Consider the following 13,528-nt stretch of genomic DNA (forward strand, 5'->3'; position numbering starts at 1 on the left):
CTCATTTGCAGCCCGACTGATAACGTCCGCCCTATCAATCGGCAGGTGAGAGTGGCTCCGCAGCGCGCTCGCACGAGGCGCCCGCGCGGCTCACGAGGACGGTGAACGGCTTGGACGTACGGCAGTTGCGCTACTTCCTGGCCGTCGTGGACCACGGCAGCGTGCACCGGGCGGCCGAGCACCTCTTCGTCGCCCAGCCGTCGGTGACCCAGTCGATCCGCCGTCTTGAGGCCGTCCTGGGGAGCAGCTTGTTCCTTCGGCAGGGCCGCGGCCTGGTGTTGAGCCCTTCGGGCGCTGCCCTGGTGGCGCCGGCCCGCGAAGTGGTCCGCTCCCTCGATGTCGCGCGGGAGACCGTCGCGGCCGTGGACGGGCTGCGGGGCGGCCGGCTGCGCATCGCCGCCATGCCGTCCCAGGTCGTCAGCCCGCTCACCGGGCTCATCGCCGCCTACGCCCGCGCCTACCCGCTGGTTCAGCTGGCGGTGGTGGCAGCGGCGCGGCCGGACGACGTACGCGAAGCGCTGCGTCGGGGGGTCGCCGAGATCGGCGTCGTCGCCATGTCCGGCGCCCACGAGGCGCACGCGGACCTCGACGATGTGCCCGTCGAGACGCAGTCGTTCGTGCTCGTGGCCCGCGCCGACGTGCCCCTTCCGCCCGGTGACGGGCCCCTCGCCGTCGAGGAGTTGTCCGGTCTCCGGCTCGTCGCGGGCCAGCCCGGCACGGGGATGCGCCGGGTCGCGGACGCGATCGTCGCTGCGACCGACTGCCGCATCGCCGTCGAGATCGAGCACCGCGAGGGCCTGCTCCCGCTCGTGCGGGAGGGCGTGGGGGCGGCCGTCGTCGCCGACTCCTGGCGGCATCTCGCCGAAGCGGTCGGGCTGCGCGTCCGGCGGCTCGCCGTCGAAGCCACCCTCGACGTGCGGCTCGTCTGGCAGCGCCATCGCCTCAGTCCTGCCGCCGCCGCTTTCGTCGCCGTCAGTACGGACGCCGAGCACGCCGACGACGGCGTACCGCGCAACCGATAGGCGCCTCTTATCGGTCAGGCTGTAAACCGATCTTGGACAGCCACGAACGTCGCGGCGTTCCATGGTGGCCATGAACACGCGCTATCGGATCGCCCTCATCCCAGGCGACGGCATCGGCACCGAGGTGCTGCCTCCCGCCTGCGCCGTCCTCGACGCCGTCGGCGAGCGACACGGCCTCACCTTCGCCTACGACACGTTCGACTGGTCCTGCCGGCGCTACCTCACCGACGGCGCGATGATGCCGGACGACGGCCTGGACCGTATCCGGCACCATGACGCCGTCCTGCTCGGCGCGGTCGGCTGGCCCGGGGTGCCCGACCATGTGTCCCTGTGGGGGCTTCTCATACCGATCCGCCGCCAGTTCCGGCAGTACGTGAACCTGCGCCCGATCAAGGTCCTCGACGGCGTCCCCAGCCCGCTCGCCCGGGCCACGAGCGAGGTCGACTTCGTCGTCGTCCGCGAGAACGTCGAGGGCGAGTACTCCGAGATCGGTGGGCGCCTGAACCGCGGCTTCCCGGACGAGATGGCCGTTCAGGAGGCCGTCTTCACCCGCCCCGGCGTCGAGCGCATCCTCGACTACGCCTTCACCACCGCACAGCGCCGCGGCGGGGACGTGGTCTCCGCCACCAAGTCCAACGGCATCGTCCACACCATGCCGTTCTGGGACGAACTCGTGCGGGAGGCCGCAGGCCGGTTCCCCGAGGTGGCCTGGCGGCAGGAGCACATCGACGCGCTCGTGGCGAAGGTCGTGCTCGATCCGGCGCGGTTCGACGTCATCGTCGGCTCCAACCTGTTCGGCGACATCCTCTCCGACCTCGCCGCCGCCGTCGCGGGCAGCATCGGCCTCGCACCCGCGGCGAACCTCAACCCGGAGCGCGAGTACCCCTCCATGTTCGAGCCCGTACACGGCTCGGCGCCGGACATCGCGGGACAGGGCATCGCCAACCCGCTCGGCGCGATCTGGAGCGCCTCGATGATGCTCGACCACCTCGGTCACCCCGAGGCAGCGGCCGAGGTCTTCGACGCGTTCGCCTCCGTGCTGGCCACGACCGGCGTCCGCACCCGCGACCTCGGCGGGACCGCGAGCACGGAGGACTTCACCCGCCTGATCCTCGCGGCCGTCACCGGCCGGTAGCCGAACAAGCGGGAAAAAAGCCGGCGGTCACCCCGGCGGAAGGGCCCCCGACGGGCATCGGGGGCCCTTCCGTCGCGGTCGGCCCGCGGGCGCGGGGAGGCGGGAGGGGCCGGCCGCCGGTCGTGTCATTCCTCGGTGACGCGGATCGACTTCGTGGGGCAGCCGCGTGCGGCGCGGCGTACCTCGTCGTGCAGGTCGGAGCCCGGTGTCTCGTCGAGGACGACGACCAGGCCGTCCTCGTCCTGGTCGAAGACGCCGGGCAGGCGGTAGACGCACAGCGAACTGACCGCGCACGTATCGGAGTTGGCGGTCACGCGCAGCACGCTCATGCTCACCACTCCACGGGTATCTCGGTGAACCCCTCCATGAAACCGCCCAGTGCGCGCGGCAGTTCCTCGGCGGGTGTCGCCAACCGGATGGCGGGGAAGCGGCGCAGCAGGGACTCCGTGGCGACCTGGAGTTCCATCCGCGCGAGCGCGGCGCCCACGCAGTAGTGGATGCCGGCGCCGAACGTCATGTGGTGGTTCTCCTGGCGGCGGATGTCCAGTTCGAAGGGCCTCTCGAAGACCTCGGGGTCCATGTTGGCGCCCTCTTCGGACAGCAGCACGCTGGTGCCCTTCTTGATGACGGAGCCGTCCGAGAGCGGGATGTCCTCGATGGCGTACCGCATCGTGCCGACCGACGAGCCCATGATCTGTGTGCGCAGCAGCTCCTCGACCGTGGAGGGCACCAGGGTCCAGTCCGCCTGGATCTGCCGTACGAGTTCGGGGTGGTGCAGCAGCACGGCCGTACCGGTGCCGATCTGGCTGGCCGTGGTGACGTAACCGGCGATCAGCAGCCCCTGGCACCAGAAGTGCAGCTCGTGGTCGTTGAGCCGGTTGTCCTCCTCGTCGGTGACCCGGATCAGCTCGCTCACCAGGTCGTCGGCCGGCTGCTTCCGCTTGACGTCGATCAGGTCGCCCAGGTACTTCCACAGGTTCTGGCGGCACTGCCCGACCTCCTCGGGCGGCAGCTTGGTCACCGACAGGAAGCCGTCCACGTACTCGCGGAACTGGTCGCGGTCCTCGGCCGGCACGCCCAGCAGCTTGCAGATGACCTTGATCGGCAGCGGGAAGGCCAGCGCCTCGTTCAGCTCAACGGGCCGGGGGGCGGAGGCCATCGTGTCCAGCAGTTCGTCGGCGACCTCCTGGACGTACGGGCGCAGCGCCTCGATACGGCGGGCCGTGAACGCCTTGGTCACCAGCGAGCGCACCTGGGTGTGCTTGGGCGGGTCGGGGTCGATCTCCGGGTCCATGAACAGGTCGTTGTCCTTGGAGATCCGGGCGCAGTCGGGGCGCGCGATGTTCCGCGACAGCCGCCTGTCGGCGAACAGGGCGCGTACGTCCTTGTAACGGGTCACCAGCGTCGCCACGTCCCCGCTCGGCAGCGTCACCTCCATCGCGGCGCTGCTGTGCACATGCCTGAGCGCTTCGGGCACCTGCATGGGTGGGGTCCAGGCGAACGGGTACCTGGGCGGGGTCTGAGTGCTCACGGTTGTCCCTCCGGATTCGGGGTGGTCGCGCCGGTTCGGGGTGGTCGCACGTGCCGTACGGGCGTGCGGGGTGGTCGCACGTGCCGTACGGGCCTGTGGCTGTGTGTGCCCCGTACGGGGCTGTGGCTGTGCGTGCGCCGTACGCGCGCGGCTGTCATACGGGCCAGTCGGGGCGTGACCACGCGGCCTCGGCGAACGCCCACTCGTAACGGATGCCGGTGCTGAAGTGCCGGACCAGGCGGGCGCGTTCGGCCGGTGAGGCGCTCTCGCCGAGTTCGTCGGCGAGCCCCATGAAGGCACGCACCGCGTAGCCGTAGCCCTCGCCCGGGTGGTACGCCTCGATCCACGGCGCGTAGCGGGAGCCGGGGGTGTGCCGCTCCAACAGGTCGTCGGAGACCTGGAAGTTGAACCACACCATCGGCAGCAGCGCGCCCACGCCCGCCATGAACGACGCCGCACTGGAGCCCTGGAAGAAGCAGCAGTGCGCGTGCGTCGCCGGGTCGGCCTCCGGCACCTCCCGGGCGAGCCGGGGCAGCCCGAGCGGGCCCGCCAGCTCCGCGTACTTCTCGCGCAGCCTGTCCCTGGCCTCCAGCGTGCCCGTCACCGACCGGCCCAGCAGCGCCGTGTGCGCGTCCAGCTCCGCCGCCGCTGCCGTACGCGCCAGCGCACGTGCGTAGGCGGGCAGCAGCTGCCCCGTGTCCTGCTCCACGAAGTGGACCAGCGAGGCTTCCGGCAGCGAGCCGTCCCTCAGCCCCGACCAGAACGGGTGCGCGCGCACCTTCTCCAGCACCGGTTCGGCGAGCGCCTGAAGTTCCTTGTGCAGCATGCGGTTCCTCGCCCCTCTCACGTCTCTCACAGGTCCAGCCGCACGCGGTAGTGCCGCAGCCAGGCATCCAGCTGGAGGACCATCTCGACGTTCCTGCGCTCGCCCCACCCGTCCACGGCCACCGGCCGGTCCTCGGCCGCGAGTTCGGCGCACGCCGGCCCGTCCAGCAGCGGGCGCACCGGGCTCGCCGGATCGCCGACGACCGCGTTGAAGCGCTCGCGCAGCACCTGCCCGTAGCGCGGGTCCTGGGTGATGGGGAACGGGCTCTTACGGCGCTGCGTCACCGAGGCGGGCAGCAGGTCGGCGACGGCCGAGCGCAGCACGCTCTTCTCCCTGCCGTCCGCCGTCTTCATCGCCCACGGGATGTTGTGCACGTACTCCACCAGCCGGTGGTCGCAGTACGGGACGCGCAGCTCCAGGCCCACCGCCATGCTCAGCCTGTCGTCGCGCGCGAGCAGCAGCGGCAGCCAGCGCGACAGATGCGCGTACCCCACCCGCCGCATGACCCGCTCGGTCTCCGACTCGCCCGGCACGTCCGGCACCTCGGCGACCGTCTCCGACCAGCGCTGCGCCGAGTAGCCCGGCACATCGATCTTCCGCAGCAGGCCGGGGTCGAGCAGGCCCGTGCTCATCCCGTGCGGGGCCACACGCAGGCCCATCGTCACCCACGGGAAGTTCGCCGTGTCCACCAGCGTCGGGTCGCGGAACGACTGGTAGCCGCCGAAGAGTTCGTCGGCCACCTCGCCCATCAGCGCCACCGTCGAACGCTGCCGTACGGCGCGCAGCAGCAGATACAGCGAACGGTCCATGTCCGGGATCGGGCGCGGCAGGTCCTGCGCGCGCAGCGCCGCAGCGTCCACCACAGGGTCGGCCAGGTCGGAGGTGCGCAGCACCACCGGCTCGTGGTCGGTGCCCACGTGCCGGGCCACCTCCAGCGCGAACGGCGCGTCCGGATCCTCGTGCCATACGTCCTTGCGGAACCGCTCGGTGTGCCCCTCGAAGTCCACGGAGAACGTGCGCGGCCTGCTGCCGTCGCCCAGCGACCGCGCGGCGAGCGCCGCCAGCGCGCTGGAGTCCACGCCGCCCGACAGGAGCGTGCACAGCGGTACGTCGGCGAGCAGATGCCCGACGACGGACTCCTGGAGGAGGCCCCGCACCGTCTCCACCGTCGTCGGCAGATCGTCGGGGTGCGTGTGCTGCGGCAGCGTCCAGTACCGCGACTCGGTCACCGAGGCGCCGCCGGGCCGCTCCCGTACGGTCGCCACGTGCCCGGCGGGCAGCTCCCGCACGCCCCGGTAGACGGCGTGCCCCGGGGTGGCGATGTAGGCCAGCAGCTCGGCCAGGCCCTCCGCGTCCACCACACAGTCCAGGGACGGGTGTGCCAGCAGGGCCTTCGGCTCGGAGCCGAACAGGACGCCGTGCGGGGTACGCGCGTAGTACAGCGGCTTGATGCCCAGCCGGTCGCGCGCCATCAGCAGCGTGCGCCTGCGCGGGTCCCACACGGCGAAGGCGAACATGCCGTCCATCCGCTCCGCGCACCCCTCGCCCCACTCCAGGTACGCGCGCAGCACCACCTCGGTGTCCCCTGCCGTACGGAACCTGTGCCCCAGCGCCGTCAACCGGGCGCGCAGCTCCCGGTAGTTGTAGATCTCCCCGTTGTGCACCAGCACCGCCAGGGTGCGGCCGTCCTCGACCGCCGTCATCGGCTGCGTGCTGTCCGCCACGTCGATCACGGCCAGCCTGCGGTGCCCCAGCGCCGCGTGCTCGTCCGTCCACACCGCCTCGTCGTCGGGGCCGCGGTTGGCGAGGGTGCCCACCATCGTGCGGACGGTGCCGGCCTCCTCGCCCATGCCCCGTACGAAGTCCACCCAGCCCGCTATGCCGCACATGTGACCACCCGCTCCTCCAGCACCCCGACCAGCCCGGCCGGAGCGGGTTGCTCCAGCATCGCGTCCCGCAGCGCCCTGGCCGCCTCCCGCTGCGCAGCTCCCGCGTGCGGGTCCAGCAGCCGCGCCGCCTCCTCGCGCAGTTGCGCGGCCGTCGCCTCGTCACGGGTCAGCACCTCGCCAGAGCCCGTCGCCACCACACGGGCGGCGTGCCCCGCGTGGTCGGGCAGCTGGGGCACCAGCAGCAGCGGCACACCGGCGCGCAGCGACGTCAGCACGGTGCCGGCGCCGCCGTGCGCGACCACCAGGTCGGCGCGCTCCACCACCGCGTTCAGCGGCGCGTCCACCACGACCCGTACGCCGTCGGGGAGTTCACCCAGCAGCGGGCGCTGCCGCGCCGAGACCGCCACCACGACCTCCGTGTCGGGCAGCGCCCCCAGGGCACGCGCCGCATGCCCGGCGAGGAACAGCTCAGGGTGCAGCCGCGCCATGGTGTACCCCCACGTGACGACGGCGCGGCGCCGTCCCTTCGCGGGCAGCGCCGGCAGGTCGTCGCCGCCCACGCCGGGGCCGTTGAACGGTACGTAGCGCATCGGGAGCCGCGGCGGGTCACCCGGCACCTGGAAGCCCGGCGGACACGGGTCGATGGTCAGGTCCCCGAGCGGTTCGTACCCGTCGGGCTTCACCCCCAGCCGCTCCGCCAGCGGTGCCAGCACCTCGGGCAGCAGCGGGCCCGCGCGCGCCATCAGGTCCACCCCGTACAGCAGCCGTACGGCCGGTATCCCGGCCGCCGCAGCGGCCAACGGGCCCGCCAGCGCCGTCGGTTCGTACACCACGAGGTCGGCACGCCAGTCGCTGGCCACCTCTGTCAGACCGTCCACCATCGAGTCCGCGTGCGCGGAGAACATCCGCATGGCGCGGGGCCCTCTACCGGTACGCGGCGCTGTGCCCCCGGCGCTCCCGGTGCTCCCGGCGTGCCCCGGGGGCTCCGTGCTCCCGGCCGACTCGGCGGGCTCGGCGGGCTCGATCACCGGGCCGGTCTCCGAGGGCATCACATATCCGCGGACCATGCCCACGCCGTCGACATCCGTGCCGACCGCCGCACCGGGCAGCCCCGTCGCCGCGATCTCGTTCCGCAGCCCCGGCTGGCTCACCACGAGCACCTCGTGCCCCGCGGCCCTGCACGCCCACGCGAGCGGCACCAGTGCGTACAGATGTGAGGGCCAGGCCCAGGTCGTGAACAGTACGCGCATCGCAGCCCCAGCCCCTTCGCCGGCCCAGGCCCCGCCCGCTGTGCTGCGCGGCCGGGGCGTCCTTGCCGCCCAGACGGTGACCCAGCGGCCTAGGGGAAGGGTCGGAGCGCGCTCGAACGGGCCGCGGACCAGCGCAAGCACGCCGAGTGCCCCGCCGGGTCGGGCTCGGCGGGGCACACGGACCGGCGGGGACACTCGCTGCCGGCGTCCTAGACCACCTGGAAGTTGGCCATCATGGCCATGTCCTCGTGTTCGAGGTTGTGGCAGTGGAACATGTAGCGCCCGCGGTGCCCGGAGAACCGGGCCAGCACATCGACGACCTCGTACGGCCGTACGTCGACGGTGTCCTTCCACCCGGCGTCCACTCTCCTGGGCGCCCCGCCGCTGCGCGCGAGGACCTGGAAGTGCGCGAGGTGCAGGTGCACGGGATGGTGGAAGTCGCTGGTGAACCGCCAGCGCTCGACGGTGCCCAGCCGAGGGGAGGCGAGCGAGCCCGAGGCGTCGTACGGCTTGCCGTTGACGGTCCACATCTTCGTCCCGCTGTCTCCCACCTGCTTCAGCCTGAAGTCGAACTGCCGCTCGGCGACGGCCTGTCCCGCCCGCAGACGCGTGACCTTCGCCAGCCGGCGCGGCACGGCGGGGGCGCCGCCGCCCCCGGACGCGCGGCGCGTGACCCGGAAGCGCATGACGTCCCGCGTGCCGCCCTCCCCGAGCGTGTTGGCGAGCCGCACCGTCGAACCGACGGGGAAGGCGCCGAAGTCGACGACGACATCGAAGCGTTCGGCGGGTGCGATCGGGATCGCGCTGTGCGTGCGGGGCGTTCCGAGCAGCCCGTTGTCGCTGCCGACCTGGGTGAAGGAGGCGCCCTCGCGCGGGCCCGGGTCGAGCGTGAGCCGGTAGCGGCGCGCGTTGGACGCGTTGAGCACGCGGAAGCGGTAGCGCTCGGCGCTGACCTCCAGCTCGGGCCACGGTGCGCCGTTGACGAGGACGACATCCCCCATGACGCCCTCCATGTACGCCTCCTCGACCCCGGCCCTGCCGGTGAGCGACCGGTCGAGGGAGGGGTAGCGGAAGGAACCGTCCTCCTCGAAGGCGCGGTCGCAGATCATCAGCGGCACATCACGTTCGCCCTCCGGCAGCGCGAGCGCGTCCTCCTCGTCGTCGTGCACGAGGAACATGCCGGCGAGGCCCCGCCACACCTGCGGTGCGCTGAAGTCCATGCGGTGATCGTGGTACCAGAGCGTCGCCGCAGGCTGGTCGAGCGGGTACACGTACTCCTTGGAGCCCCGCGAGACGGTCCACTCGTCCGGCTCGACCGTCATGGCCCCGCCGCCGTGGCCCGCGTGGGCCGAACCGCCTCCGCGCCGCCTCGGGTCCGGGAACCCCCTGGGCAGTACGAGGTCGGTGGGGTGCCCGTCGGAGGACGGCGCCTGCACGCCGCCGTGCAGATGCGTTGAGGTCGGTACCGGGAGGGTGTTGCGCACCTTGACCCGCATCTCGCGCCCCGACCTGCCGACCAGGGTGGTGCCGGGGAACCGGCCCTCGTAGCCCCACACTTCGGTCCGCACGCCGGGCAGGATCTCGTGCCGGGCCGCCTTCTGGACCAGCTCGTAGTAGTCGACGCCGCCGGCCGAGCGTACCGGCCGTGCGACGCGGGGCACGGGCAGCGGCACTTGGAACGGCTCGGGCAACTCGGCCGCACTGGCCAGCAGTTCACCCGCGACCTCCCGGCCCCCGCCGCCGCAGCCGGCGGCCCCGCCCAGCGCCGCCGCGGCTCCCACGCCGCCGGCCGCCGCGAGGAACCCGCGCCGCCCGAGGCCCCCGCGCCCCTCGCGCTCGCGTGCCGCACTCATGCACGCCTCCGGCGACGGGGCCCGGCACCGGCTCGGGAGCCTCGCTCGTCGCCCGTACCGGAGCCCTGCCCGCGGCTCGTACCGGGCCCCGGCTTGCGGCCGAACGACCAGTGCACGAGCGCGGTGGCAGCGGAAACGAGGAGCACGCCCACGGGGATGTGCAGGTCGAGCTGGCGCGCGTAGCCCCAGTCGCCCTGCATCCAGACGGCCGCGCTCAGCAGCACCGCGAGGCCGAGGGGCCATACGGGGCCGCGCCCCGGCCGCCACACCAGGACGGCGGCCAGCACCTGGAGCCAGCCGACGAACGAGATCACATGCGCGTTCACCTCGTGCAGCGCGAGCAGGTCCACGTCCCCGCTGACGAACATGCCCGCCAGCACGGGCTGGAGCAGCACCAGGATGAGGAAGAGCGTCGAGACGGTGCGTAACAGTACGAGCGGCCACCTGCGCACCTTGGCGGGTGCCGTCCCGGACGCGGTACGGGGCGCGGCCCCGGGCGCGGAGTCCGAAGTGTGTGCGGCCTCTGTCCCGGCGCCCTGGGCCGCCCTCACTGGGCCGTCCGGTGGGTCGGCGGAGCGCACATCGGGTGTCTGAGTCATGGCACATCTCTCTCCGGGTCGGCGGTTGCGCCGAGGGTAGAGAGGCGCGCTCAAGCAGGGCTTGAGCTGCGGGCTTCCCGCCCGTCAGGAGTGCTTCTCGATCGGCGGTCGAGCGGGAGGGGCCAACGTGGCGCGGATTCCCCCGTATTGGAGGCGGACACCATGGAAGCTCCCTCCCGGCCGTCCTTCCGCGTCATGCTGCGGATGGAGATCCACCCGGGTACGAGCACGGAGTTCGAGCGCGTGTGGTGGGAGGTGGGTTCCGGCATCGCACGCGAGCCCGCCAACCGGGGCCAGTCACTGGTGCGTTCGGTCGAGGACGAGAACACGTACTACGTCATCACCGACTGGGCCGACGAGCGGTCCTTCCGCGCCTTCGAGCTGAGCGAGGCGCACGTGGAGAACCGGCGCAGGCTCCAGCCGTACCGCGCGGGCGGCGAGATGACGCTGACGCGGACAGTGCACGAGCTGCCGCCCACACGGGAGGGGCCGCCCACAGGTGAGGGCCCGCCCGCGGCGTCGCCCGCGCCCGCGGCGCAGCCCGCATCCGCAGCCGGGCCCGTGGCGCCGCCGGCGAGCGACCACGAACCGGAACCGCCCCTCGCCTTCATCGGCCTGGGCAACATGGGCGGCGGCATGGCGGCACGGCTGCTGGAAGCGGGCCGTACGCTCACCGTCCACAACCGCACCGCCGGCAAGGCCGGGCCGCTCGCGGAGGCGGGCGCCACCGTCGCCGCCACCCCGGCCGAGGCGGCGAAGGGACACTCCGTCGTCCTGCTGAGCCTCGCCGACGAAGCCGCCGTCGAGAAGGTGCTGTTCGAGCAGGTGGTGCCCGTGCTCGCGCCGGGCGCCATCGTCATCGACACGTCCACCGTCTCGCCCGACTACGCCCGCACCTGCGCCGCACGGCTCGCCACGGCGGGGATACGGCGCGTGGAGGCGTGCGTCGTCGGCAACCCCTTCCAGGCCCGCGAAGGCAAGCTGCGCGTCTACACCAGCGGCGGGGAGGGCGACATCGCGGAGGTCGCCGGTGTCCTGGACATCCTCGGTGCGCAGGTCGTCCATCTCGGCGCTCCCGGTACGGCGGCGACGCTGAAGCTCATCTTCAATCTGCTGCTGGGCGCCCAGGTCACCTCGCTCGCCGAAGCCGTCGCGTACGGCGTCGCCGCGGGCCTTGACCGCGACCGGCTGCTCACCTCCATCGCGGAGAGCGGCTTCAGCTCGGTCGTGATGCGCTTCCGCGCCGAGCTGATGCGCAAGGCCGCCTACGAACCCGCCTTCTTCCGCTCGACGCTGATGGAGAAGGACCTGCGCCTGGCCCTGGGAGACGCGGCGCTGGCGGGGGTGCCGCTGCCTGTACTCGACTCCGTACGGGAGCGCTTCGCGCGGGTCAACGAGGCGGGCGACGGCGACAAGGACGCGTCCGTCGTGATCGAGCACACCACTGCCGGCCCCCGCCACAACGGCGCGGGCGTGCCCGCGCGGACGAGCACGGGGCCCGCGCAGCCCGGCACCGGGCCCGCGCAGACCAGAACAGGGCCCGCGCAGACCACCACAGGGACGGAGGCCGCGTCATGACCGCCAGGGAGACGATGTTCCACCGGCTGCGCAACTTCGCCCGCTCCGGCGAAGCCACCGAGCACCCCGACACCCCGGGCCCCGACGCCATGGACGGCACGGAGGGCGTGGACGGCGTGGACGGCGTGGATGGCGTGGACGGCGTGCTCGACCTCGTCTTCGAGTGGTTCCGCGCCTGCTTCAGCCCGGAGCGCGCACAGGACCGGGCAGGGATCTTCCACTACGAGATCAACACCCCGCTGGGCGTACGGCACCGCTACGTCAGCGTCGCGGACGGCAGTTGCACCACGTCCGCCGAGCCGGGACAGCAGCCCAACGCGACGATCGGTGTCGCGCTGCACGACCTGGTGGCGCTGGCCGTCGGCGAGCTGAAGGGCACGGACGCTTTCGTCTCCGGGCGGCTGAAGATCTCCGGCGATGTGTTCTTCGCGATGAACTGGATCGAGTGGTTCGGCTCCCGCAGCGTCCAGGCCCCCGACTCCGGGCAGGGCGAGGCGGGTTGAGGACGCTTCGAGCCGCCGTACAGCCTCCGTGCAGCCCGGAGGCGGACGCTGCGGCGCAAGGCCGCAGCGACGGCGTACGAACGAGACCACCGAGGAGGACGCCGTGGATGCCATGGACGCCGTGGGCGCAGCGAGCACAGCGGGCCCTGAGAAGACCGTGCGCATCGCCGTGACCGGTTCGATCGCCACGGACCACCTGATGACCTTTCCCGGCAGGTTCACCGAGCAACTGCTCGCCGGCAGCCTGGACAAGGTGTCACTCTCCTTCCTCGTGGAGGAGCTGGAGATACGGCGCGGAGGAGTCGCGGCCAACATCGCCTTCGGACTCGCCGGGCTCGGCCTCACCCCCACGCTCGTCGGCGCCGTCGGCGCCGACTGGTCCGACCACCAGCTCTGGCTGAAGGAACACGGAGTCGACACCGATTCCGTACACGTCAGCGCCACCCACCACACGGCCCGCTTCGTGTGCACAACCGACGCCGACCACAACCAGATCGGCTCCTTCTACCCCGGAGCCATGAGCGAGGCCCGCACCATCTCCCTGCGCGAGGTGGTCGCGCGCACCGGTGGTATCGACCTCGTCGTGGTCTCACCCAACGACCCCGAGGCGATGCTGCGCCACACCCGCGACTGCGCGGAACTCGGCGTCCCGTTCGCCGCCGACATCTCCCAGCAGCTCGCCACCATGGGCCGCGACGACGTACGCGCCCTGCTGAACGGGCCCGCTTACCTCTTCACCAACGCGTACGAATCGGTACTCATCCAGGAGCGCACCGGCTGGACGGAACAGCAGATACTCGGCCGCGTCGGCACCTGGGTGACCACGCGCGGCGCCGAAGGCGTCCATATCGAACGGGTCGGTGTACGCCCCCTCGACGTGCCCGCCGTACCTGCCGAGGGCACCCTCGAACCCACGGGAGCCGGTGACGCGTTCCGCGCCGGATTCCTCGCCGGGCTCGCCTGGGACCTCGGCCACCAGGACGCGGCCCGCCTCGGCAGCGCCCTCGCCACCACCGTCCTGGAGACGACCGGCACCCAGAGCTACGCCCTGCGCCGCGCACCCTTCCTCGGCCGCCTGCGCGACACCTACGGCGCCGAAGCGGCCACCACTCTGGCCCCGTACCTGGGAGCACTCCGGTGACCGCGCGCGAGAAAGCCCAGGCCACCGCTCCCACCCGGGCCGATGCCCTCCGTGAGGCCCTTGCCTCTCGTGTGGTGGTGGCCGACGGGGCGATGGGGACGATGATCCAGGCGCAGGATCCGACACTGGAGGACTTCGAGCAGCTGGAGGGCTGCAACGAGATCCTGAACGTCACGCGTCCCGACATCATCCGTACGGTGC

13 protein-coding genes are annotated in these 13,528 nt (G+C 72.4%); 6 read left to right on the forward strand and 7 right to left on the reverse strand.

Translation table 11 applies throughout. The annotated features are described in order from the left end of the window. Window positions 1-110: 110 nt before the first annotated feature. Window positions 111-1,022: a LysR family transcriptional regulator gene (locus NMN56_RS40990; RefSeq protein WP_274044808.1), complete on the forward strand. Its 912-nt coding sequence runs from the start codon at window positions 111-113 to the stop codon at window positions 1,020-1,022. Between the two features lie 70 nt (window positions 1,023-1,092). After that, window positions 1,093-2,157, forward strand: coding sequence for a tartrate dehydrogenase (locus NMN56_RS40995; RefSeq protein WP_274044777.1), 1,065 nt, complete (start codon window positions 1,093-1,095; stop codon window positions 2,155-2,157). 125 nt (window positions 2,158-2,282) lie between these two features. Here NMN56_RS40995 and NMN56_RS41000 read toward each other — a convergent pair whose 3' ends face one another. From NMN56_RS41000 to NMN56_RS41030, 7 genes are all read right to left on the reverse strand, one after another. Continuing rightward, window positions 2,283-2,486 carry a ferredoxin gene (locus NMN56_RS41000; protein ID WP_274044776.1) on the reverse strand — a complete coding sequence of 68 codons (204 nt, stop codon included), beginning with the start codon at window positions 2,484-2,486 and terminating at the stop codon, window positions 2,283-2,285. A gap of 2 nt (window positions 2,487-2,488) precedes the next feature. After that, a complete protein-coding gene (locus NMN56_RS41005) occupies window positions 2,489-3,688 on the reverse strand; it encodes a cytochrome P450 (RefSeq protein ID WP_274044775.1) in 1,200 nt (399 codons plus the stop codon). A 154-nt stretch (window positions 3,689-3,842) separates the two neighbouring features. After that, on the reverse strand, window positions 3,843-4,514 hold the full coding sequence (locus NMN56_RS41010) for a TenA family protein (protein ID WP_274044774.1): 672 nt from the start codon (window positions 4,512-4,514) through the stop codon (window positions 3,843-3,845). 26 nt (window positions 4,515-4,540) lie between these two features. Beyond that, a complete protein-coding gene (gene asnB / locus NMN56_RS41015; protein ID WP_274044773.1) occupies window positions 4,541-6,403 on the reverse strand; it encodes an asparagine synthase (glutamine-hydrolyzing) in 1,863 nt (620 codons plus the stop codon). Next, window positions 6,391-7,653 (reverse strand): nucleotide disphospho-sugar-binding domain-containing protein, encoded by a 1,263-nt coding sequence (locus tag NMN56_RS41020; RefSeq protein WP_274044772.1) that lies wholly within the window; start codon window positions 7,651-7,653, stop codon window positions 6,391-6,393. The genes asnB and NMN56_RS41020 overlap by 13 nt, the downstream gene beginning before the upstream one ends. Before the next feature lie 209 nt (window positions 7,654-7,862). Then, on the reverse strand, window positions 7,863-9,506 hold the full coding sequence (locus NMN56_RS41025; RefSeq protein WP_274044771.1) for a multicopper oxidase family protein: 1,644 nt from the start codon (window positions 9,504-9,506) through the stop codon (window positions 7,863-7,865). Then, a complete protein-coding gene (locus tag NMN56_RS41030; protein WP_274044770.1) occupies window positions 9,503-10,105 on the reverse strand; it encodes a hypothetical protein in 603 nt (200 codons plus the stop codon). Before NMN56_RS41030 ends, NMN56_RS41025 begins: the two co-directional genes overlap by 4 nt. 162 nt (window positions 10,106-10,267) lie before the next feature. On the opposite strand from NMN56_RS41030, the gene NMN56_RS41035 reads away from it, so the two are divergent. From NMN56_RS41035 to NMN56_RS41050, 4 genes are all read left to right on the forward strand, one after another. Next, complete coding sequence (locus NMN56_RS41035) at window positions 10,268-11,683, forward strand: NAD(P)-binding domain-containing protein (protein ID WP_274044769.1); 1,416 nt, start codon at window positions 10,268-10,270, stop codon at window positions 11,681-11,683. Beyond that, complete coding sequence (locus NMN56_RS41040) at window positions 11,680-12,186, forward strand: SCP2 sterol-binding domain-containing protein (protein ID WP_274044768.1); 507 nt, start codon at window positions 11,680-11,682, stop codon at window positions 12,184-12,186. Before NMN56_RS41035 ends, NMN56_RS41040 begins: the two co-directional genes overlap by 4 nt. A 157-nt stretch (window positions 12,187-12,343) precedes the next feature. Beyond that, complete coding sequence (locus NMN56_RS41045) at window positions 12,344-13,327, forward strand: carbohydrate kinase family protein (RefSeq protein ID WP_274044806.1); 984 nt, start codon at window positions 12,344-12,346, stop codon at window positions 13,325-13,327. Beyond that, a partial coding sequence (locus NMN56_RS41050) for a homocysteine S-methyltransferase family protein (RefSeq protein WP_283742563.1) occupies window positions 13,324-13,528 on the forward strand: 205 nt, incomplete at its 3' end. The genes NMN56_RS41045 and NMN56_RS41050, both read left to right, overlap by 4 nt.

The sequence above is a fragment of the Streptomyces iconiensis genome (genome assembly GCF_028657195.3).
GTDB classification, from domain to species: domain Bacteria; phylum Actinomycetota; class Actinomycetes; order Streptomycetales; family Streptomycetaceae; genus Streptomyces; species Streptomyces iconiensis.

Coding starts and splice junctions, on each gene's coding strand:
- NMN56_RS41010 (WP_274044774.1), bottom strand. CDS start 4,514: ATGCTGCACAAGGAACTTCAGGCGCTCGCCGAACCGGTGCTGGAGAAG.
- NMN56_RS41025 (WP_274044771.1), bottom strand. CDS start 9,506: ATGAGTGCGGCACGCGAGCGCGAGGGGCGCGGGGGCCTCGGGCGGCGC.
- NMN56_RS40995 (WP_274044777.1), top strand. CDS start 1,093: ATGAACACGCGCTATCGGATCGCCCTCATCCCAGGCGACGGCATCGGC.
- NMN56_RS41000 (WP_274044776.1), bottom strand. CDS start 2,486: ATGAGCGTGCTGCGCGTGACCGCCAACTCCGATACGTGCGCGGTCAGT.
- NMN56_RS41040 (WP_274044768.1), top strand. CDS start 11,680: ATGACCGCCAGGGAGACGATGTTCCACCGGCTGCGCAACTTCGCCCGC.
- asnB (WP_274044773.1), bottom strand. CDS start 6,403: ATGTGCGGCATAGCGGGCTGGGTGGACTTCGTACGGGGCATGGGCGAG.
- NMN56_RS41035 (WP_274044769.1), top strand. CDS start 10,268: ATGGAAGCTCCCTCCCGGCCGTCCTTCCGCGTCATGCTGCGGATGGAG.
- NMN56_RS41020 (WP_274044772.1), bottom strand. CDS start 7,653: ATGCGCGTACTGTTCACGACCTGGGCCTGGCCCTCACATCTGTACGCA.
- NMN56_RS41030 (WP_274044770.1), bottom strand. CDS start 10,105: ATGACTCAGACACCCGATGTGCGCTCCGCCGACCCACCGGACGGCCCA.